Below are 22,172 nucleotides of genomic sequence, written 5' to 3' on the forward strand. Positions count from 1 at the left end.
AAGAACCCTGAATAGTTCAGGGTTTTTTTTTATGTGTAAACAGTGTAAAATGAGGTTGTGGAGAGAAGTGGCGGATAGTGGTGAGTTTAGGGGAGAAAGTGGGGGTCCTTATCATGTTTATGGGTGAATACCGGCATACTGTTGATGCAAAGGGCCGCATGATCGTACCCGCAAAATTCAGAGAAGGCCTCGGTGAGCAGTTTGTGCTGACCAGAGGACTGGACCAATGCCTTTTCGGCTATCCGATGAATGAATGGAAGCTGATTGAAGAAAAGCTGAAGGCTCTGCCGCTCACCAAAAAAGACGCCCGCGCATTTACCCGATTCTTTTTTTCCGGTGCGACCGAATGCGAACTGGACAAGCAGGGAAGGGTTAATATTGCGTCATCTCTTCTGAATTACGCAAAACTGGAAAAAGAATGTGTTGTCATCGGGGTTTCCAATCGAATTGAATTGTGGAGTAAGGTAATATGGGAACAATACACAGAAGAGCAAGAAGATTCATTCGCTGAAATTGCTGAAAACATGATTGGATTTGATATATAATGGATCTTCGTGCATCACAACAACAACTGACAATTCAATTCATTCCTGATAAAGGTGGGACCGACACAAATGTTTCAGCATAAGACAGTACTTCTTCGTGAAACCGTCGACGGTTTAAATATCAAACCGGACGGAACCTATGTGGACTGCACCCTTGGCGGCGCCGGGCACAGTACATATTTATTGCAGCAATTATCGGAAAAAGGACGCTTGATCGCCTTTGACCAAGATGACACAGCACTTGAAAACGCAAAGAAAACATTGTCCGAATACAAAGGACAGCTTATTCTGGTGAAAAGCAACTTTCGTTATTTAAAAGAGTGTTTACATGAACACGGCATTACGAGTGTTGACGGAATTTTATTTGATTTAGGAGTATCCTCTCCGCAGCTTGATACACCGGAACGGGGATTCAGCTATCATCATGACGCACCGCTGGACATGAGGATGGACCAGTCGGCCGCCCTTACGGCGAAAGAAGTCGTAAATGAATGGCGGTATGAGGACCTTGTGAGGATTTTCTTTAAATACGGAGAAGAAAAATTCAGCAAGCAGATCGCCCGAAAAATTGAAGAGGCTAGAGAAAAATCGCCTATTCAAACAACCGGCCAACTGGTCGATCTAATAAAGGACGCGATACCGGCTCCGGCGAGAAGAAGCGGAGGTCATCCGGCCAAACGTGTATTCCAAGCCATTCGAATCGCCGTAAACGACGAGCTTCAAGTATTTGAAGAGGCCCTCTTGCAAGCGATAGAGGTGCTGAAGCCGGGCGGAAGGGTGTCTGTGATCACTTTTCACTCGCTGGAAGACAGAATGTGCAAGACGACATTCAAGGAAAAATCATCACTTCCCGAACTGCCTCCGGGTCTTCCCGTGATACCGGAAGAATTTGAACCGGAATTAAAACTGATTACGAGAAAGCCCATTACGGCATCAAAAGAGGAGCTTGAAGAAAATAACCGCGCCCGGTCAGCGAAGCTCCGCATTGCGGAGAAACGAAAATAACGGGCAGCAAATGACAACATTAAAGGAGGTCATCAGCCTATGAGCAACTTAGCTTACCAGCAGGAAAAACAACAACGGCCAGTGATAAGTCCCGAAAAAAAGGTGATTGTCAAAAAGAGGGCTTCCATTACACTCGGGGAAAAGGTGCTGCTCGTCCTGTTTGCCATTGCCGTTCTCTCCACATCAATGTTTATCGTATCAAAGGCATACGCGGCGTACCAATCCAATATTGAGGTGCAAAAACTGGAGGAGAAAGTATCTGAGAAGAATAAACAGATCGGTGATCTCGAAAAGACGGCTGCTGACTTAAGCCAGCCGCAGCGCCTGATGGATATCGCCAAAAAGCACGGTTTGAATCTGAAAGATAAAAAAGTGAAAAACATACAGGAATGATAACCCATGCCGAAAAAAAATAAGTTTATGAACAGAGGAGCAGCGATACTCAGTATTTGTTTCGCTCTCTTTTTCTTTGTCATTCTCGGGAGAATGGCGTACATTCAATTAACCGGTAAAGCAAACGGTGTAGAACTTGCAACAAAAGCGACCGAGCAGCACGAAAAAAAGCGGACGATAGAAGCGAGCCGCGGCTCTATTCTTGACCGGAACGGCAAAGTGCTTGCAGAGGACACGGCGACATATAAGCTCATTGCAGTGCTTGATAAAAAGATGACGACCGACAAGAAGCATCCTCAGCATGTCAAAGACAAAGAGAAAACGGCGGAAAAACTGGCGACCGTTATCAATCTTGATAAAAGCAAGATTCTGGACATCTTAAACAGGGATGGCGCGAAGCAGGTGGAATTCGGTTCAGCCGGCCGCGATATCTCTTATGCGAAAAAACAAAAGATCGAAAAAATGAATCTTCCGGGTATTTCTTTCTTAAGAGATACGAAGCGCTACTATCCGAACGGCATATTTTTGTCAAATGTTCTCGGCTATGCCGATGTGAATGAAAAAACAAACGAGATACAAGGCTCTTTAGGGCTTGAAAAAATACTGAATAACTATCTGACGGAACGCGACGGATCCGTCACTTACGAAAGTGATAAATCCGGCTGGAAACTTCCGAACAGCAAAGAAAAAATCACCGCACCTAAAAACGGTGACAATGTATATTTAACCATTGATCAGAAAATTCAAACCTTTTTAGAAGACAGCATGACGAAAGTAGCGGAAAAATATAAACCGAAAAAAATTATGGCGGCTGTCGTAGAACCGAAAACAGGCAAAGTGCTTGCGATGGGGCAGCGTCCGAGTTTCGACCCGAATATCAGAAACGTCACCAATTATTACAACGACTTAGTGTCGTACGCGTATGAACCGGGTTCAACGATGAAGATCTTTACGCTTGCCGCGGCGATTCAGGAAAATGTGTTTTCTGCAAACGAGAAATATAAATCAGGAACATATAAAGTGGGAGGCAAACCTGTTAAAGATTGGAACGAAGGCGCCGGTTGGGGTATGACAAGCTTCCGTGACGGCCTCATGAGGTCATCCAATGTTGCTTTCGCCAAACTGGCCAACGAAAAACTGGGGTTTGACCGGTTTAATGAGTACCTGCACAAATTCGGGCTCTATCAAAAAACAGGGATTGATCTGCCCGGTGAAGTATCAAGTAAAATTAACTACAAATATGATTTTGACAAAGCGTCTACGGCTTACGGCCAAGCATCGGCGATAACGCCGATCCAGCAGCTTCAGGCCGTCACGGCGATTGCCAATAACGGCAAAATGATGAAACCTTACGTCATTGATCATATTGTCGACCCCGATACGAAAAAAGTCGTCAAGCAGACAAAACCAGAGCAAGTAGGCACGCCGATTTCAGCCGATACGGCGAAAAAAGTCCGGAACCTGCTCGGAGAAGTCGTGACGTCAGACATCGGAACGGGAAAACCTTATAAAATTGAAGGATTTGACGTCGCGGGTAAAACGGGAACCGCGCAAATCGCCGGGACGGGCGGATATTTAAAGGGAACGAGCAACTATGTGTTTTCATTCATGGGCATGGCGCCGAAAAATGATCCTAAGCTCGTCATCTATGTAGCCGTGCAGCAGCCGCAATTAAAAGCGGGTCAAAGCAGCTCTGATCCTGTCGCGGAAATCTTTAACCCGACGATGAAAAACAGCCTCCACTACCTGAATATCGAACCGACGGAAAAAACAGATTCCGGTCAGGAAGAAACGAAAAGCCAAAAGATGCCTGACCTGACAGATAAGACGGTCAAGAGCGCTGAGAAGGAAGCGAAAAATGAACATCTCACACCGATTGTCATCGGCAGCGATGTTGCCGTAAAAGAGCAGTATCCGACAGCTGGAGAAGATGTGATCACCAATCAGAAAATCTTCTTAAAAACAGACGGAAAGATGACGATGCCGGATATGTCCGGATGGTCGAGACGGGAAGTGCTTCAATTCAGCAAAGTATCAGGCATTCACATTGATGTGAGCGGTGAAGGTTACGCTTCAAGCCAAAGTGTGAAAAAAGGCAAAGAACTGAAAGAAAATACCGTGATCAAGGTGAAATTTAAAAATCCTGATTAACGGGACAGAGAAGTCCGCGGATGCCCGCGGGCTTCTTTTTTATGCGCCGCCGTTCTATGTGGCCAAGCTGAGGCATAAATTGAAACAAGCCTAAATAAGGAGTGGACGGTCCCTTGCGCGTTTCAAATGTAACGGTTCGAAAACGTTTATTACTGGTTTTGCTTTTTGGCGTAATCATTTTTTTGATCATTGACAGCAGATTAGGCTATGTCCAATTTGTGATGGGAGAAAAGCTGACTTCACTGGCTAAGGATTCCTGGAGCCGGAATTTGCCGTTTGAGCCTGAGCGGGGAGAGATTCTTGACCGAAACGGCGTGAAGCTGGCTACTAATAAAAGCGCGCCGACCGTCTTTGTCGTACCGCGCCAGATCCAAAATCCCATAAAAACGGGCAAGCTTCTCGCGTCAGTTTTAAATATGTCGGAAGAGAAGGTCTACAAACACATTACTAAGAAAACCTCCATAGAAAAAATCTCACCCGAGGGGCGGAAAATTTCCAATAAAAAAGCGAAAGAAATCAAAGCGCTCGACTTAAAAGGGGTTTATGTGGCTGAAGACAGCATCCGCCATTATCCGTACGGAAGCTTTTTGTCCCATGTTCTCGGTTTTGCCGGTATTGATAACCAGGGCCTTCTCGGATTGGAGGCTTATTATGATGATGACTTAAAAGGTGTCAAGGGATCTGTGAAATTTTATACGGATGCCAAGGGAAAGAAAATGCCTGATGAAGCGGATGATTACACCCCTCCGAAAGACGGACTTGATATGAAATTGACGATTGACGCCAAGGTTCAGACGATTATAGAAAGGGAGCTCGACAATGCAGCGGCGAAATATAACCCGGACGGAATGATTGCGGTCGCAATGAATCCGAAAAACGGGGAAGTGCTTGGCATGTCAAGCCGTCCTGATTTTGATCCGGCTGACTATCAATCGGTGGATCCGTCCGTTTACAACCGGAACCTGCCGGTATGGAGCACATATGAACCGGGTTCGACCTTTAAGATTATTACGCTTGCGGCGGCTCTCCAAGAGCAAAAAGTAAACTTGCAAAGAGACCACTTTTATGACAAAGGATTTGCCGAGGTCGACGGCGCCCGCCTCCGATGCTGGAAAAAGGGCGGCCACGGTTCGCAATCTTATCTTGAAGTCGTTCAAAATTCCTGCAACCCCGGGTTTGTACAGCTGGGGGAACGGCTCGGAAAACAAAAGCTGTTTCAATATATTAAGGACTTCGGCTTTGGAAAGAAAACAGGCATTGATCTGCAAGGGGAAGGAACGGGGATCTTATTCCCGCTTGACAGAGTCGGACCGGTCGAACAGGCGACAACCGCTTTCGGACAAGGGGTTTCCGTCACGCCGATTCAGCAGGTGGCAGCCGTTTCCGCGGCAATAAACGGCGGAACGCTTTATACTCCGTTTATCGCCAAAGAGTGGGTTGATCCCGTTACGAAAAAAACCGTTAAGAAACAATCGCCGATTGCGAAAAGGCAAGTTATTTCCCAGGAAACGTCAAAGCAGATCAGATATGCTTTAGAAAGCGTCGTCGCTCAGGGAACGGGGCGGAATGCCTTCGTGGAAGGATATCGCGTCGGCGGAAAAACAGGTACCGCACAAAAGGTTAAAGACGGCAAATATCTCGAAAACAACCATATTGTCTCCTTTATCGGTTTTGCACCGGCTGATGACCCGAGCCTTGTCGTGTATGTCGCGGTTGATAATCCGAAAGGCACGATTCAATTCGGGGGAACCGTCGCCGCGCCGATTGTCGGAAATATGATGAGAGACAGTCTGCCCGAGCTCGGCGTCAAACCGCGAAAAAATCAAATCGAGAAAAAATATCAATGGAACGACACAAAAACAATAGAGGTTCCGAATGTTGTAGGGATGTCTGTCTCTGATCTTGAGTCGCTGCTTGTCAATTTGAATATAGACTCCTCAGGAAAAGGAAGCAAAATTGTGAAACAATCACCTGCAGCCGGAACGAAAGTAAAAGAAGGCTCAAAGATCCGTGTTTACTTGAGTGAAGAATGAGTCTTTTTGAGGCAGCCGATTGTTTTCGGCTGCCTCTTATCATAAAGAGAAAAAAAGAAGATAACTTTTAAGATTAACTGGATGTATCCTTTTATTTACGCTAAAATATGAACTGTATGTTTAAAAGCCATTCTGACTTTTATAAACGGTTATCATGATAAAAGAATGAATAGAATTTCTGAGAGGTTTGATACAATGAAACTTACAAAGCTGCTTACATATTTAATGGCCGAACCTGTTCAAAATGACTTTCATGACCCTGACATAACTTCAATTGAGATGGACTCCAGGGAAGTGAGAAAAGGGAGTCTTTTTGTATGTATAAAAGGGTATACGGTAGACGGACATGATTTCGCCCAAAAAGCCGCAGAAAACGGCGCAGCGGCCATCGTTGCCGAGAAAGAGCTTGACGTCGATGTTCCTGTCATTATCGTCCGCCGGTCACAGCGGGCGCTCAGCGTTCTTTCTGACGCGTTTTACGGGCAGCCGACAAAGCAGCTTCAGCTTATCGGCATCACCGGCACAAACGGCAAAACATCAACGACGCACATGGTTGATGAGATTTTCAAAAAAGCGGGAAGGCAGACCGGTTTAATCGGAACGATGTACATTAAAATCGGGGATGAGACATTCCCGGTCAAAAATACAACGCCCGAAAGCGTCACACTGCAAAAAACGTTCAAGAAAATGAATGATGAGCATGTTGACACAGCTATTATGGAAGTGTCTTCTCACGCTCTGTCACTCGGCAGGGTTCACGGCTGCGATTATGATATCGCCGTATTCACGAACCTGACGCAGGACCATTTAGACTATCACAAGACGATGGAAGACTACAGACAGGCTAAAAGCCTCCTGTTTTCCCAGCTGGGCGGCTCCTTTAACCACGAAAAGCCGAAGCGGGCCGTTTTAAACGCAGATGACAAAGCCAGTGCTTATTTTGAAAAAGTGACGGCGGCGCACATCCTTACATACGGAATCGAGAACGATGCCGATGTCATGGCGAAACAAATCGAGATCTCTGCGCAAGGCACAAGCTTTGAACTCGTTACGCCAAAAGGAACAAAGCAGATCACGGTTTCACTCGTCGGCCGCTTCAACGTGTATAACGTACTGGCTGCAGCGGCGACAGCGATCGCAGCGGGACTGCCGTTTGATACGATCGCAAGCGCTCTTGAAGAGCTTCAAGGTGTCAGAGGCCGGTTTGAACTGGTGAATCATAATCAGCCGTTTCCTGTGGTCGTCGATTACGCGCACACGCCTGACAGTCTGGAAAACGTTCTGAATACATGTAAAGACATGACAGAGGGCAAGCTTTTCGTCGTCGTCGGCTGCGGCGGAGACCGGGACAAAACGAAACGCCCGAAAATGGCCGAAATTGCGGTGCGGATTGCCGACGAACCGATTTTCACTTCAGATAACCCGAGAAGCGAGGACCCGCTGGCCATATTAAGAGATATGGAAAGAGGGGTAGAAGGCACTTACTATCACAGTATCGCAAACCGCGAGCAGGCTATCTTTTTTGCCATTGCCAACGCGAAAAAGGGAGATGTGGTTCTGATTGCCGGGAAAGGGCATGAAACCTATCAGCAGATCGGCAATGAAACATTCGACTTTGATGACGCCGAAGTAGCGGGTAGAGCTATTGTTGAGCTGAATAAAAAGTAAAACAGGAAAGAGTGTTAGAATGAGGGAAATGAAAAGAATTACGGGGACACAATGTGAATATGATAAATACGTATGTCGTTTGAACGAAACGGGAGGAGAAAAGAGCAATGCTTGAGCAAGTGATTTTATTTACAATAATAATGGGATTTTTAATCAGTGTTCTGATATCTCCGATTCTTATCCCGTTTTTAAGACGTTTAAAATTCGGCCAAAGTATCAGGGAAGAGGGGCCGAAATCACATATGAAAAAATCAGGGACGCCGACGATGGGCGGAGTCATGATTATCTTATCCATCGCCATTACGGCGATTGTCATGACGCAGAAATTTTCGCATCTGAGCGCGGAAATGTTTCTTCTGCTGTTTGTCACGATCGGATACGGCCTGCTCGGCTTTCTGGATGACTATATTAAAGTAGTAATGAAACGGAATCTCGGATTGACGTCGAAGCAGAAATTGATCGGCCAGATCATTATTGCCATTGTATTTTACGGAGTATATCATTATTGCCATTTTTCAACCGGCATCAGGGTGCCGGGCACACATCTGTCAATCGATCTCGGCTGGGGATACTTTATCCTCGTTCTCTTTATGCTTGTCGGAGGTTCAAATGCCGTCAACCTGACAGACGGTCTGGACGGTCTCTTGTCCGGTACCGCGGCTATCGCATTCGGCGCTTTCGCCATCCTTGCGTGGAACCAGTCACAATATGACGTTGCGATTTTCTCGGTTGCCGTTGTCGGCGCCGTTCTCGGTTTTCTTGTATTCAACGCCCATCCCGCCAAGGTATTTATGGGGGATACCGGTTCGCTTGCGCTCGGAGGAGCGATCGTGACCGTGGCCATTCTGACGAAGCTTGAAATTCTGCTCGTCATTATCGGCGGAGTATTTGTTATTGAGACCTTATCTGTTATCTTACAAGTCATCAGCTTTAAAACGACAGGAAAACGAATCTTTAAGATGAGTCCGCTTCACCACCATTACGAATTGGTCGGATGGTCTGAATGGAGAGTTGTCGTCACATTCTGGACTGCGGGACTGCTGCTTGCCGTTTTAGGAATTTACATCGAGGTGTGGTTATAAGTGGAAAACGAACTTTTTTTGCAAAAACAAAACTTTCTGGTCCTCGGACTGGCGAAAAGCGGATATGCGGCTGCGTCGATTCTTCATGAAAAAGGCGTTAACGTCGTCGTGAATGATCAAAAAGCCTTTGAAGAGAACGAACCTGCCCAAAGGCTTGCAGAAAGAGGAATTGAGGTCATCTGCGGTGAGCATCCGACGTCACTTTTTGATCAGCATCACATTACCATTCTGATCAAAAATCCCGGAATCCCGTATGAAAATATCATGGTGGAGGAAGCGCAAAGAAGAGGCATCCCGGTCTGGACGGAAATCGAGCTTGCGTATTATATCACCAATGCAAAATTCATCGGCATTACAGGTTCAAACGGGAAAACAACAACGACGACCCTGATTTATGAAATGCTGAAAGCTGACTCGATAAAGGCGCTGATCGCAGGGAATATCGGCACTGTCGCCAGTGAAGTGGCTTATCATGCTGACGGTGATGAATGGATCGTCACAGAGCTTTCTTCGTTCCAGCTTATGGGGACTCATGCGTTCAGACCTGAAATCGGCCTGATTTTAAATGTGTTCGACGCTCATTTGGATTACCATCACAGCCGTGAAAACTATGAAAAAGCCAAGCAGAACGTGTATCTTCATCAGCTTGAGAGTGATACGGCCATCGTGAATCAAAGCGATGAAACAGTCGTGCGGCTTGCCGAAAGCGGAAAAGCCGGCACCGTTCCGTTTTCAGTTCACCAGGAACTGTCAAGCGGCGCATTCATTAAAGACGGAATGCTGATGTTCGGCGATGAAGCGATTCTGCCTGTTGATGACATCGTACTGCCGGGCGCGCACAATTTAGAAAATATATTGGCCGCTGTAGCCGCGGCAAAAACGGCGGGCGCGTCTAATAAAGCGATTCAGAAGGTGCTGACAAGCTTTACCGGTGTCAAACACCGTCTGCAGTATGTAACTGCGATCCAGAATCGTAAATTTTATAATGACAGCAAAGCGACGAATATTTTGGCCACAAGCAAAGCGCTCTCCGCATTCAAAGCACCGGTTATTCTGCTTGCAGGCGGACTGGACCGCGGCAACGGTTTTGACGACCTGAAACCGTATATGGACAATGTCAAAGCGGTCCTGACGTTCGGACAGACAGCGCCGAAGATAGAAAAACTGGGCAATGAGCTGGGAATACAACATGTCAAACGTGTCGATAATGTTGAACAAGCAGTATCTGCGGCGTTTGCGCTCTCAAATGAAGGAGACGTCATCCTCTTGTCACCCGCGTGTGCAAGCTGGGATCAGTTCAAAACATTTGAAGAACGCGGTGACATGTTTATAGATGCCGTGCATATGCTTAAGTAAGGGCTTGTCTCTGTTCATCGGCAGCCCTAAATGACTTATGCTTGGGGTGTCGATTGCTTTGACTACTAAAAAAACAGCGCCTGATTTGTTATTAGTTATCATTACGTTATTGCTTTTAACAATAGGATTAATTATGGTCTACAGTGCAAGTGCGGTATGGGCGGATTATAAATTTGACGACTCGTTTTTCTTCGCGAAACGGCAGCTGCTGTTTGCGGGGATCGGCGTCATTGCCATGTTTTTCATTATGAATGTGGATTATTGGACATGGCGCACATGGTCGAAGCTGCTTCTGATCATTTGTTTTTTTCTGCTTGTGCTTGTGCTGATTCCGGGAGTCGGAATGGTGCGGAACGGTTCAAGAAGCTGGATCGGAGTGGGAGCGTTCAGCATTCAGCCTTCGGAGTTTATGAAACTCGCGATGATCGCGTTTCTGGCTAAATTTCTTTCTGAAAAACAGAAGAATATTACGTCATTCAGACGCGGATTCGTTCCCGCGCTCGGAATCGTGTTTTCTGCATTTATTATTATTATGTGCCAGCCAGATCTGGGAACGGGGACGGTAATGGTGGGCACGTGCATCGTGATGATTTTTGTTTCCGGTGCGCGAATCGCTCATTTTGCGTTTCTCGGACTCATCGGTTTAAGCGGATTTGCGGCACTAGTTCTGTCCGCTCCTTATCGGATTAAACGGATTACCTCTTACTTAAACCCGTGGGAGGATCCGCTTGGAAGCGGATTTCAGATCATTCAGTCGCTCTATGCCGTAGGTCCGGGCGGACTGTTCGGGATGGGGCTGGGTCAAAGCCGGCAAAAGTTTTTTTACCTGCCGGAGCCGCAAACCGATTTCATTTTTGCTATTTTATCTGAGGAACTCGGCTTTATCGGCGGTTCGCTCATATTGCTGCTGTTCAGTATTTTATTATGGCGGGGCGTCAGGATTGCCCTCGGCGCGCCGGATTTATACGGAAGCTTTGTCGCCATCGGTATTATTTCTATGATAGCTATTCAAGTCATGATTAATATCGGCGTTGTGACGGGGCTGATCCCGGTAACAGGAATTACGCTGCCGTTTTTAAGCTACGGAGGCTCATCACTGACGCTGATGCTCGCAGCGGTCGGCGTGCTTTTAAATGTCAGCCGGTACTCGAGGTATTGACCTGTATCTTGCCTCATCACTCATGATTTATTCGTTATCTATAAAAAAACAGACAACATCAATAACCCTGTCCTAAAAAAACAGGGTTATCGCTATGTGATTAAGGGGGACATACGAATGCGTATTGCAGTAAGCGGAGGCGGAACCGGAGGACATATTTATCCGGCCCTGGCCTTTATTAAAGAAGTTCAGCGCCGGCATCCGGATGTGGAATTTTTGTATATCGGAACAGAGAACGGTCTTGAGAAAAAAATTGTTGAACGGGAAAATATTCCGTTTCGCGCCATTGAAATTACAGGTTTCAAACGAAAACTTTCTTTTGAAAATGTAAAAACCGTCATGCGTTTCTTAAAAGGCGTGACGAAAAGCAAATCATATTTAAAAGAGTTTAAACCGGATGCCGTTATCGGTACAGGCGGCTATGTATGCGGTCCGGTTGTATACGCGGCGGCAAAAATGGGGATTCCGACGATCATTCATGAGCAAAACAGCCTGCCCGGCATCACAAATAAGTTTCTCTCGAAATATGTTAATAAGGTGGCAATTTGCTTTGAAGAGGCAAAATCGCATTTTCCTGCTGAAAAAGTTGTGTTTACGGGAAACCCGAGAGCCTCTGAAGTCGTCTCAATTAAGACAGGCCGCTCATTAACTGAGTTCGGGCTGAAAGACAATCAAAAAACGGTGCTCATTTTCGGCGGAAGCAGAGGCGCGGCTCCCATTAACCGTGCCGTTATAGAGATGCAGGAAGAATTGAAAACGAGACCTTACCAAGTCCTTTATATTACCGGGGAAGTGCATTACGAGAAGGTAACGGCTGAGCTGAAAGGCGGAAAAGCCGCTGATAATATGGTGACAAAACCGTTTTTGCACCAAATGCCGGAGTACTTACAATCAATTGATGTCATTGTGGCAAGAGCCGGAGCGACGACGATTGCGGAGATCACCGCTCTCGGCATTCCGAGCGTGCTTATTCCGAGCCCGTATGTGACAGCCAATCACCAGGAGGTCAATGCGAAGGCGCTCAGCCAGCATGAAGCTGCAATCGTACTGAAGGAAACCGAGCTCAGCGGAGAAAAACTGATCGCTGCGCTGGACAAAATCGTCATGAATGAAGAAACCTTAAAAGACATGAGTGAGCGGACAAAATCACTCGGTGTTCCGGATGCGGCAGCCAGACTGTACAGTATCATGGAAGACATAAAAAAATAGAGCAAATGGAATGCGGAGGTTTATGATGGAGAACGTAATTCAGGAATTAAGAGACCGCGAAGTCGGCAAAGTGCTGGAACAAGAACCGCTCGCGAACCATACAACGATGAAAATCGGCGGTCCGGCGGACATTTTGATCATCCCCAACCGTGTGGAAGCGGTCAAAGATATTATGGATATTGTGAAGAAACATGATCTGCCATGGACGGTTATCGGCCGCGGTTCAAATCTGCTCGTGCTTGATGAAGGCATAAGAGGAGTTGTCATCAAACTGGGCGCGGGTCTGGATCATTTGGAGATTGACGGTGATCAAGTGACGGTCGGAGGCGGCTATTCGGTCGTCCGGCTTGCGACTTCCATGAGTAAAAAAGGAATGTCCGGTCTCGAATTTGCAGCGGGCATTCCCGGATCAATCGGCGGAGCCGTCTATATGAATGCCGGGGCGCACGGATCTGATATGAGTGAGATTCTTGTGAAAGCCCGTATCTTATTTGAAGACGGCACAATCGAATGGCTGACAAACGAAGAGATGGATTTCAGCTACAGAACGTCTGTTTTGCAGAAAAAACGCCCCGGCGTCTGTCTCGAGGCAGTTCTTCAGCTTGAGCAGAAGGAACGGGAAGCCATTACGGCGCAAATGCAACAGAACAAAGATTACAGAAAAAATACTCAGCCGTATTCAAGCCCCTGCGCCGGAAGCATATTCAGAAATCCGCTGCCGAATCATGCCGGAAACCTCGTTGAAAAAGCGGGATTAAAAGGACATCAGATCGGCGGAGCGAAAGTATCCGAAATGCACGGGAATTTTATCGTCAATGCCGGCGGAGCGACTGCCAAGGACGTTCTAGACCTGATTGAGTATGTGAAAAAGACAATCCGTGAGCAGTATGATGTTGACATGCATACAGAAGTTGAAATCATCGGAGGGAATCGTTAAAAGGTTCTCTGATTACATGAGCTCATGTGATATACTTTTAACAAATGTCAAACGGCATCACAGCATGCCGTTTGTTTTTCAATCAGACGAATGTCAAGCTGTTTCATTCTTAGTGAGGTGGACAGGCAGTGAACCCAAATCATGAAAGAGAAAAAATCGTAAATATTGAAGAGCGGATTCCGAAAATCAAAGAGCAGCGGAAACAAAAAGCAAACCGCCGGCTGATTTCATTCATTGTGCTCTTTTTTATGATGGTGCTGATCATCGTGTACTTGCAGATGCCGATCAGCAAAGTGTCTTCTGTCACCGTTTCCGGAAACGAAAACGTTTCTGTAAAAGAGATCAACGCGCTTTCTGATATACATAACGGACAAACCGAGTTCTGGAGTCTGAACAAGAAACAAACAGAAGAAAAGATTGAGCAGAATAAGCTGGTGAAAAAGGCGGAACTTTCAAAAGTATTTCCTAACAAAGTCAGCATTCACATTGAAGAATACAAGACGATCGCGTATCTGCAGCGACATGATGTGTATTATGAAGTGCTCGAAAACGGCACTGTGCTGCCGAACGAAGTCACACCGGATGACGCGGGCCCGATTTTGGTTGACTGGACAAACGCGAAAAAGCGGGTCAAAATGGCGGAGCAGCTTGATAAGCTTTCCGGTTCGCTAAAGCAGTCGATTTCTGAAATCTATTATACACCGGTAAAAATGGATCAGGACCGGATCAAGCTGTATATGAACGACGGGTATGTAGTTACCGCTTCTATTAAAACGTTTGCCGGCCGGATGAAGACCTATCCTTCTATCGTTTCCCAGCTGGACGGCGGGAAAAAGGGGATTATCCACTTAGAAGTCGCTACGTATTTTGAAGAATTTAACAAAGGTAAATCCGGCAAGAAAAAAGAAAATGATTAATAGTTCTAAAGAACTAATTTAAAGGTGATTCAAAAGAATCTATTACAATCAGCGGGGCAGCCGATATAACCGATAGCGGAATCATTATGACTATGTTTGTTTTTGCCCGGGATATGGCTGCCGGACAAGCGGAAAATTCTCAATGCAATGGGCGTGTCTTCTGCAATGAGCATTGCATTTGGAATTTTCCTCCTGTTTCTTCTTTTTTTGGATGTTTCTGGCAATATCTATAGCTTTTCTGGAGGTTCATCTTAGTGTAGACTAATGGAAAGCGGGTATATTTGCATCTGGTTTGCACATTATGGCACCGTGACAGGAAATCTTACGGTAAGGTGGGCCGTCTCTAAAAAAAATAAAAAAAATGCGATATAAAAGAGGATATACATAGAATATAACGAATAGTTTCATTAAACATAAATTGTGAGAAATCAGATAAGAATTTGTTGATGCTGTTGTTTTTGTTACACACTTGTAAAGCCACATTCATTGTATTGTTGTTCCGCAAATAATAGAATAGAATTTGATCGAAATGTGAGGAGGTGCCATAGAATGAACAACAATGAACTTTACGTCAGTCTTGACATCGGTACGTCCAATACAAAAGTGATCGTCGGAGAAATGACAGATGATTCCCTTAACATTATCGGAGTGGGAAATGTACCGTCTGAAGGGTTGAAAAAAGGCTCAATCGTTGATATAGATGAAACCGTTCATTCTATAAGAAAAGCGTTTGACCAAGCTGAAAGAATGGTAGGTTTTCCGCTGAAAAAAGCCATTGTCGGCGTTAATGGAAATTATATTCATATTCAAGATACGAACGGCGTTGTCGCTGTTTCCAGTGAAAACAAAGAAATTCACGTTGAAGACGTCCGCAGGGTAATGGAAGCGGCACAGGTCGTGTCAGTTCCGCATGAGCAGCTGATCGTTGACGTCGTTCCTAAACAGTTTATCGTTGACGGAAGAGACGAAATTACCGATCCGAAAAAAATGCTCGGCGTGCGCCTGGAAGTAGAAGGCACGCTGATTACCGGCTCCAAAACGATCTTACATAATTTACTTCGCTGTGTGGAGAGAGCGGGCGTTGAAATTACTGATATCTGCCTGCAGCCGCTTGCGGCCGGTTCGGCGGCTTTGTCAAAAGACGAAAAAAACCTCGGAGTCGCCATGATTGATATCGGAGGCGGCTCGACGACGGTGGCGGTATTTGAACAGGGGCACCTGAAGGAGACAGCCGTCATTCCGCTCGGAGGCGAAAACATCACGAAAGATGTATCGATCGGATTGCGCACTTCCACCGAAGAGGCTGAAAGAGTAAAAAAACAATTCGGACATGCATTCTATGATGAGGCTTCAGAAGATGAAGTATTTGAAGTCACCGTCATAGGAACGAATCAAAAGCAATCTTTTACACAGCAGGAAATTGCCAATATTATTGAAGCAAGAGTGGAAGAGATTCTTGAGATTGCCGCAGCCGAAATTGAGCATATGGGAATTACAGATCTGCCCGGCGGCTTTGTGCTGACCGGCGGACAGGCCGCAATGCCCGGAGTGCTTTCATTGGCACAGGAAGTGCTGAGGCACAATGTAAGGGTTGCAAGCCCGAATTATATCGGTGTAAGAGACCCTCAGTATATGACGGGTGTCGGCTTGATACAATTTGCCTGCCGAAATGCCAGAATTCAGGGAAGAAAAATAGGCTTTCATATGCCGGAAGAAGCCGTGCAGGAAATCGCGGTCTCTCACGAAGAAGAACATCATCAGCGGCCAGAGGCGCAGCAGCGTCCAAAAGCAAAACAAAAAACACAAGCCGAACACAACAAACCGAGCAAAATGAAAAAACTATTAAGCATGTTTTGGGAATAGATTGATAGTCATTCGGCAGATTAGGAGGATTTAGCATGTTGGATTTCGAAACAAACATAGACGGCTTAGCATCAATTAAAGTAATCGGAGTAGGAGGCGGCGGTAATAACGCGGTCAACCGAATGATTGAAAATGAAGTACAGGGTGTAGAGTACATTGCGGTAAACACGGACGCGCAAGCTCTTAACCTGTCAAAAGCGGAAGTGAAAATGCAGATCGGGGAAAAGCTGACCCGCGGTCTCGGAGCGGGTGCGAATCCGGAAGTCGGCAAAAAAGCCGCTGAAGAAAGTAAGGAACAAATCGAAGAAGCGCTAAAAGGCGCTGACATGGTGTTCGTTACAGCCGGAATGGGAGGCGGTACCGGAACGGGAGCCGCACCGGTTATCGCGCAAATCGCAAAGGACTTAGGCGCTTTGACTGTCGGTGTCGTAACAAGACCGTTTACATTTGAAGGAAGAAAACGCCAGCTGCAGGCTGCAGGCGGTATCACGGCAATGAAAGAAGCCGTTGACACACTGATCGTTATTCCGAATGACCGCATTCTTGAAATTGTCGATAAAAACACACCGATGCTTGAAGCATTCCGTGAAGCTGATAACGTGCTTCGCCAAGGGGTGCAAGGTATCTCTGACCTCATCGCAACGCCTGGTTTAATCAACTTGGACTTTGCCGATGTCAAAACCATCATGTCCAACAAAGGTTCAGCATTGATGGGTATCGGGATCGCTACGGGCGAAAGCCGTGCTGCTGAAGCCGCCAAAAAGGCGATCTCCAGTCCGTTACTGGAAGCGGCAATCGACGGAGCGCAAGGTGTTTTGATGAACATTACGGGAGGTACAAACCTGAGCCTCTACGAAGTGCAGGAAGCAGCCGACATCGTCGCTTCTGCATCTGACCCTGATGTCAACATGATTTTCGGTTCAGTTATCAATGAAAATCTGAAAGATGAAATCGTCGTCACCGTTATTGCGACCGGTTTTATCGAACAGGAAAAAGATGACTCAAAACCGCAGCGCCCGACTTTAAACCAAGGATTGAAGTCTCAAAGCCAAAACGCTGCGAAACGTGAGCCGAAACGAGAAGAAACACAGCATCAAAACACGGCGAACCGCCATACATCACAGCCGGCGGATGATGCCCTCGACATTCCTACATTTTTAAGAAACCGCAACAAACGCGGCTGATGTAAAAAAGGACAAGACCACATGGTTTTGTCCTTTTTCTTTTTTGTGCCAGTCTTCCTTCCTATCCCCATGATCTATACAGTGAAAAAAGAAACTTTATACCTATGACGAATTGATTGTTTTTTAGTTTTATACGGCTTTCTACAGAATGTGACAATATCTGGATGGAAGATTGTCTACATTTAACGTACAGCATCGAAAATGACAAACGATTCCAATTATGAAGGAGGGATACACATTTTATAGGGCGTTACCAAATAAGGGGGGATACGATTGAAGAAAAAAACGAGAAACAGATGGACAGGCTCCGTTTTAAGCGCGATTGTCGTCAGTTCACTGTTGTTTCCGGGTGCAGCCGGAGCGAACAGCACACCGGGGGCAGTTTCTTTCACCAAAGATCTTTCTTCCTCTAAGAGCATTCAGCATAAGATTTCCGATTCAGTCAAGAAGCGTTTTGAAAAAAATGATAAAGTCACGTTTCTTATCAAATTTAAAGAGAAAGCCAATACGAAAAAAGCGGTCAAAGAAGCAGAAAAAAACGCCAAGTCTCAATCGCTTTCCGCAGCAAAAACCGAATATCAAAAGCGATCAGCCGTCGTTTCTTCTTTAAAACTGGCGGCTCATGATGCGCAGCAGAATCTGAAAACATATTTGGAAAAACAAAAAAAGAAAGGCAAGGCTGATCACATCCATTCCTATTATATTGTCAACGGAATGGCAGTCACTGCTTCGAAAGAGGTAATGGAAAAAGCCGCCTCATTTCCTGAAGTAGAAAAAGTTCTTCCGAATGAAAAACGTCAGCTTACTCAACGACAATCAAAAGCTCCTTTTCAAATGAAGAAAAAACAAAAAGAGATCAAAGCAAAGGAAGGCATCGAATGGAATATCAGCCAAATTGATGCGCCGCAGGCCTGGGCCTCAGGATACGACGGAACCGGCACGGTTGTCGCCTCCATTGATACGGGAGTTCAGTGGGATCATCCGGCGCTTAAGGAAAAATACCGGGGTTACGATCCTGAAAATCCCGCAGCGCCGAATCATGAAATGAACTGGTATGATGCCGTGTCCCATAAAGACGCTCCCTACGATGATCTTGAACACGGCACTCATGTAACAGGGACCATGACGGGTTCAGAACCTGACGGCTCAAATCAAATCGGTGTGGCTCCGGGGGCGAAATGGATCGCAGTAAAAGCATTTTCAGATGACGGAGGAACCGATGCCGATATTTTGGATGCCGGTGAATGGGTGCTCGCGCCTAAAGATAAAAACGGCACGCCGCATCCCGAGATGGCGCCGGATGTTGTTAATAATTCCTGGGCAGGCGGTTCGGGAATGGACGAGTGGTACCGCGATATGGTGAATGCGTGGAGAGCGGCAGGGATTTTTCCGGAATTCTCTGCGGGAAATGAAGACTTATTTACACCGGGAGGACCGGGTTCAATCGCGAATCCGGCCAATTATCCTGAAGCATTTGCGACAGGTGCGACTGACATCGACAAGAAACTCGCTGATTTCTCACTTCAAGGCCCCTCACCGTATCATGAAACAAAACCGGACATTTCGGCTCCGGGAGTGAATATCCGTTCTTCGATTCCTGGAGGAACATACGAAGGCGGCTGGGACGGAACTTCAATGGCCGGGCCGCATGTGGCGGCGACGGCGGCTTTGTTAAGGCAGGCAAACGCCTCTATTACGGTCGATGAAATGGAAGACGTTTTGACGCGCACCGCGGAAAAGCTGACAGATTCCGTTTTTCCGGAATCACCGAATAACGGTTACGGCCACGGTCTCGTTAACGCTTTTGATGCCGTTTCTGCCGTAACGGACGGAATCGGAAGCGTAGCAGGCAAGGTCTCTTCTGCGGGCGAAGATCACAATCCGCCCAGCTTTCATCATGAATCGGTCTCAGTGGCTTACAAAGGGGCAAACCTTCCGTTAACGGTTACAGCAGAAGACGATGTAAGCGTAACTGAAGTCATCCTTTCCTATCAGTTTGATGAAGGAGAGTGGAAAACGACAGCCGCCGTTCAAAAAAGCGGTGATGAAAAAAAGGGAACATACCAGGCGGAAATTCCGGATGTAACGGGAAGCAAGATAAGTTATAAATGGACCATAAAAGATTTCGGAGGTCATTCTGTAGAATCTGATACGTACCGGGCTGACGTGAAACCGAGCATTACGGCGGGATACAAAGAGGATTTTGAATCACAGCCGGCGGGCTGGTCCAGTTACGGGACACATGACCAATGGGAATGGGGTACCCCGGGTTCAGGGCCCGGCACCGCATTTTCCGGAGATAAAGTGTATGCGACGAATCTGTCCGGCCCTTATGCCGATTCAGCCAACATGAATTTGGTGATGCCTCCGATTCAAGTTCCGGAAACAGGACGGCTGTTTTTACAATTTAAAAGCTGGCACAAGCTCGAAGAATTTTTTGATTACGGGTATGTGTTCGTTCTGCCGGAAGGAAAATCAAATTGGGAGCAGGCGGCCGTTTACAATGGTGATTCAGCAGGATGGAATGATGAAGAGGCAGATTTATCTGTGTATAAAGGCCAAAACATAAAGCTCATGTTTAATATGCAGTCAGACGAAGTACTCAATGAAGACGGATGGTATATCGATGATGTCCGGCTTTCAAGCAGCCCTCTCGGCAAGGCGGCTAAAAAAAGTAAACACAATAGACAAACACCTCCCGGCCACCTGAAGAAAAAAGCCGTCAGTCCGAAACAGGCCAAACCGGCAGTGAAATCACCCGGAAAAAGAGTGAAACGTGAAACAAACCTCCTGCCGCTCAGAGCGCAAATCAGTGTCTCCGAGACGGGGAAATCCGTATATTCCGACCCTGCAAGCGGAAGCTACAGCCTGTCACATAAGGCGGGAAGCTATACGCTGAAAGCCGAGGCTTACGGATTTAAGTCCGCTTCGAAACAAGTTTCTATTCAATCAGACAAAACCGCACAGGCAGACTTTACACTGGAGCAAATGCCGTCCGGCACGCTAAAAGGAACCATCACCAATCAGTCAACAGGTAAACCGGTAAAAGGGGCTGCGCTTTATGTGGCTGAGGATGCCGCAATTAAACCGGCGGTGACAAACGATAAAGGGGAATATTCGCTTAAGGCGTACGAAGGCTCCTACACAATCAAAGTAGCGGCAAAAGGCTTTTACAATAGCGAATTTTCTGTTGACATCAAAGGGGATGCTGAAAAAAACGTCAAGCTTAAGCCGTATATCGGTTATGAAGGGGAAATTGCCTATGATAACGGGACAGAAGAAGCCGCGCTGTCATATTTTAAAGCCGGCAGCAAATCTGCCGTTAAGATGACGCTTAAAGACGGAAAAGAACACGGTATGCTGACGGGAGGCCTTTTTAAATTTTGGGGCGCAGACTGGCCTGATCCGGGAGGTACCGAATTTCAAGCAGAAGTATATGATGCATCCGGCCCTGATGGAGCTCCGGGCAGCAAAATTGCCGGCCCGTTCCAAGCTGAAGCGCTTCGAAACGGAGAATGGACCAAAGTGGATCTCAGCTCAAAAGGAATCGAGGTCGGAAAGGATTTTTATCTTGTGTTCCGCCAGACGAAACCTGACCCTTATACATCTGCCCTGTCATCTGATGACGGCAGTCCGTACTCGAACAGAAACTGGCAATACCTCGACGGCCGCTGGTCTAAAACCGATAAATCAGACGGAAACTTTATGATCAGAGCTTTGGTCGACTACGAAGCTTCTGTGCCTGAGATAACGTCGCCTGAAGACCGATCATTTACAAACAAAAAGTCAATCACGGTGAAAGGAACGGCTTCACCAAAAACCGCTGTCCGTCTTACCAATAACGGTAAAACCGCCGCTGAAACGAAAGCAGATGCAGACGGCAATTTCCAGGCTGATGTCACACTCACTAAAGGTGCCAATCGGCTGACGGCGGCATCTGTGACAGACAGCGGGTCAACCGATGAGTCACGCCCTGTCACGGTCATACTGGATGAGGATAAGCCGGATGTGACGATTGACAGTCCGGCAAACGGTGATAAAACAAATAAAGAAGCAGTGACTGTAAAAGGAAAAGTGCACGACGCCCATTTAAAATGGGTAAAGGTGAACGGAAAAAAAGCTGAAGTAAATAACGGTTCTTATCAAGCGAGAACCCTTCTGGAAAACGGCAGCAATGAGATCAAGGTCACGGCCTCAGATGAAGCGGGTAACAAAACAACGAAAAAGACGGTAATCGATGTCAATTACAATGCTCCCGTCATTTCCGGATTGGTTCCCGGAGCTGATAAGGAATTAAAAGCCGGAGAATCAGTGAAAATCGCTTTTTCAAGCGGAAAGAAATTAGACGCTTCCTTCGTGATCCGTCTGCCTCTGACAAACGCCTGGGCAGGGAGCCAAAACGCAACAGAGCTTCCGCTGAGAGAAATTTCTCCGGGACGATATGAGGGTTACTGGACGGCGACTTCTTCCATCAAAGCAAGCGGAGCAAAAATTGACGTTATCGCAAGAGATGACTACGGAAATGAAACGAGACAGACGGCTAAAGGAAAACTTTATATCAATGAGTAAAAACAGAGCGCTGCCAAATCACGGCAGCGCTTTTTTAGTTGAAGGGGACAATAGGAAATCAACCCTTTCGGCCCTCGACAAATAAAACGGTTATCCCTTAA

Annotated in this window: 15 protein-coding genes; all 15 read left to right on the top strand. The window is 46.5% G+C overall.

The features are described 5' to 3' along the window. The first annotated feature begins 113 nt into the window (after positions 1 to 113). Positions 114 to 545: a division/cell wall cluster transcriptional repressor MraZ gene (mraZ, locus tag U2H13_RS07970; RefSeq protein ID WP_007409703.1), complete on the top strand. Its 432-nt coding sequence runs from the start codon at positions 114 to 116 to the stop codon at positions 543 to 545. A 69-nt stretch (positions 546 to 614) separates the two neighbouring features. Then, a complete protein-coding gene (rsmH, locus tag U2H13_RS07975; RefSeq protein WP_007409704.1) occupies positions 615 to 1,550 on the top strand; it encodes a 16S rRNA (cytosine(1402)-N(4))-methyltransferase RsmH in 936 nt (311 codons plus the stop codon). A 39-nt stretch (positions 1,551 to 1,589) separates the two neighbouring features. Further along, entirely contained in the window at positions 1,590 to 1,943 is a 354-nt protein-coding gene (gene ftsL, locus U2H13_RS07980; protein ID WP_003154442.1) for a cell division protein FtsL, read from the top strand. A gap of 6 nt (positions 1,944 to 1,949) precedes the next feature. Continuing rightward, positions 1,950 to 4,094, top strand: a complete 2,145-nt coding sequence (gene pbpB, locus U2H13_RS07985) for a penicillin-binding protein 2B (RefSeq protein ID WP_103526915.1) — start codon at positions 1,950 to 1,952, stop codon at positions 4,092 to 4,094. Positions 4,095 to 4,207: 113 nt separating this feature from the next. Beyond that, positions 4,208 to 6,127 (top strand): stage V sporulation protein D, encoded by a 1,920-nt coding sequence (locus U2H13_RS07990; RefSeq protein ID WP_003154438.1) that lies wholly within the window; start codon positions 4,208 to 4,210, stop codon positions 6,125 to 6,127. Between the two features lie 195 nt (positions 6,128 to 6,322). Further along, a complete protein-coding gene (locus tag U2H13_RS07995; protein WP_017417733.1) occupies positions 6,323 to 7,795 on the top strand; it encodes a UDP-N-acetylmuramoyl-L-alanyl-D-glutamate--2,6-diaminopimelate ligase in 1,473 nt (490 codons plus the stop codon). 107 nt (positions 7,796 to 7,902) lie between these two features. Then, entirely contained in the window at positions 7,903 to 8,877 is a 975-nt protein-coding gene (mraY, locus tag U2H13_RS08000; protein ID WP_021493718.1) for a phospho-N-acetylmuramoyl-pentapeptide-transferase, read from the top strand. Then, positions 8,878 to 10,233, top strand: coding sequence for a UDP-N-acetylmuramoyl-L-alanine--D-glutamate ligase (gene murD / locus U2H13_RS08005; protein ID WP_025649484.1), 1,356 nt, complete (start codon positions 8,878 to 8,880; stop codon positions 10,231 to 10,233). A gap of 58 nt (positions 10,234 to 10,291) precedes the next feature. Further along, complete coding sequence (gene spoVE, locus U2H13_RS08010) at positions 10,292 to 11,392, top strand: stage V sporulation protein E (RefSeq protein ID WP_003154430.1); 1,101 nt, start codon at positions 10,292 to 10,294, stop codon at positions 11,390 to 11,392. 117 nt (positions 11,393 to 11,509) lie between these two features. Beyond that, a complete protein-coding gene (murG, locus tag U2H13_RS08015) occupies positions 11,510 to 12,601 on the top strand; it encodes an undecaprenyldiphospho-muramoylpentapeptide beta-N-acetylglucosaminyltransferase (RefSeq protein ID WP_174532570.1) in 1,092 nt (363 codons plus the stop codon). Between the two features lie 25 nt (positions 12,602 to 12,626). Further along, positions 12,627 to 13,538 carry a UDP-N-acetylmuramate dehydrogenase gene (gene murB, locus U2H13_RS08020; RefSeq protein ID WP_015388267.1) on the top strand — a complete coding sequence of 304 codons (912 nt, stop codon included), beginning with the start codon at positions 12,627 to 12,629 and terminating at the stop codon, positions 13,536 to 13,538. 128 nt (positions 13,539 to 13,666) lie between these two features. Then, the gene (locus tag U2H13_RS08025; protein ID WP_007409710.1) at positions 13,667 to 14,455 is read left to right on the top strand and encodes a cell division protein FtsQ/DivIB; all 789 of its coding nucleotides are present in this window, start codon (positions 13,667 to 13,669) and stop codon (positions 14,453 to 14,455) included. Positions 14,456 to 15,004: 549 nt separating this feature from the next. Next, positions 15,005 to 16,318 carry a cell division protein FtsA gene (gene ftsA / locus U2H13_RS08030; protein ID WP_003154425.1) on the top strand — a complete coding sequence of 438 codons (1,314 nt, stop codon included), beginning with the start codon at positions 15,005 to 15,007 and terminating at the stop codon, positions 16,316 to 16,318. A gap of 35 nt (positions 16,319 to 16,353) precedes the next feature. Beyond that, a complete protein-coding gene (gene ftsZ / locus U2H13_RS08035; protein ID WP_014417721.1) occupies positions 16,354 to 17,502 on the top strand; it encodes a cell division protein FtsZ in 1,149 nt (382 codons plus the stop codon). Positions 17,503 to 17,775: 273 nt separating this feature from the next. Beyond that, positions 17,776 to 22,071 (top strand): S8 family serine peptidase, encoded by a 4,296-nt coding sequence (locus tag U2H13_RS08040; protein ID WP_376700762.1) that lies wholly within the window; start codon positions 17,776 to 17,778, stop codon positions 22,069 to 22,071. Positions 22,072 to 22,172 lie beyond the last annotated feature (101 nt).

Origin of the sequence: Bacillus sp. A1, assembly GCF_042296235.1 — a bacterium.
GTDB lineage: Bacteria > Bacillota > Bacilli > Bacillales > Bacillaceae > Bacillus > Bacillus velezensis.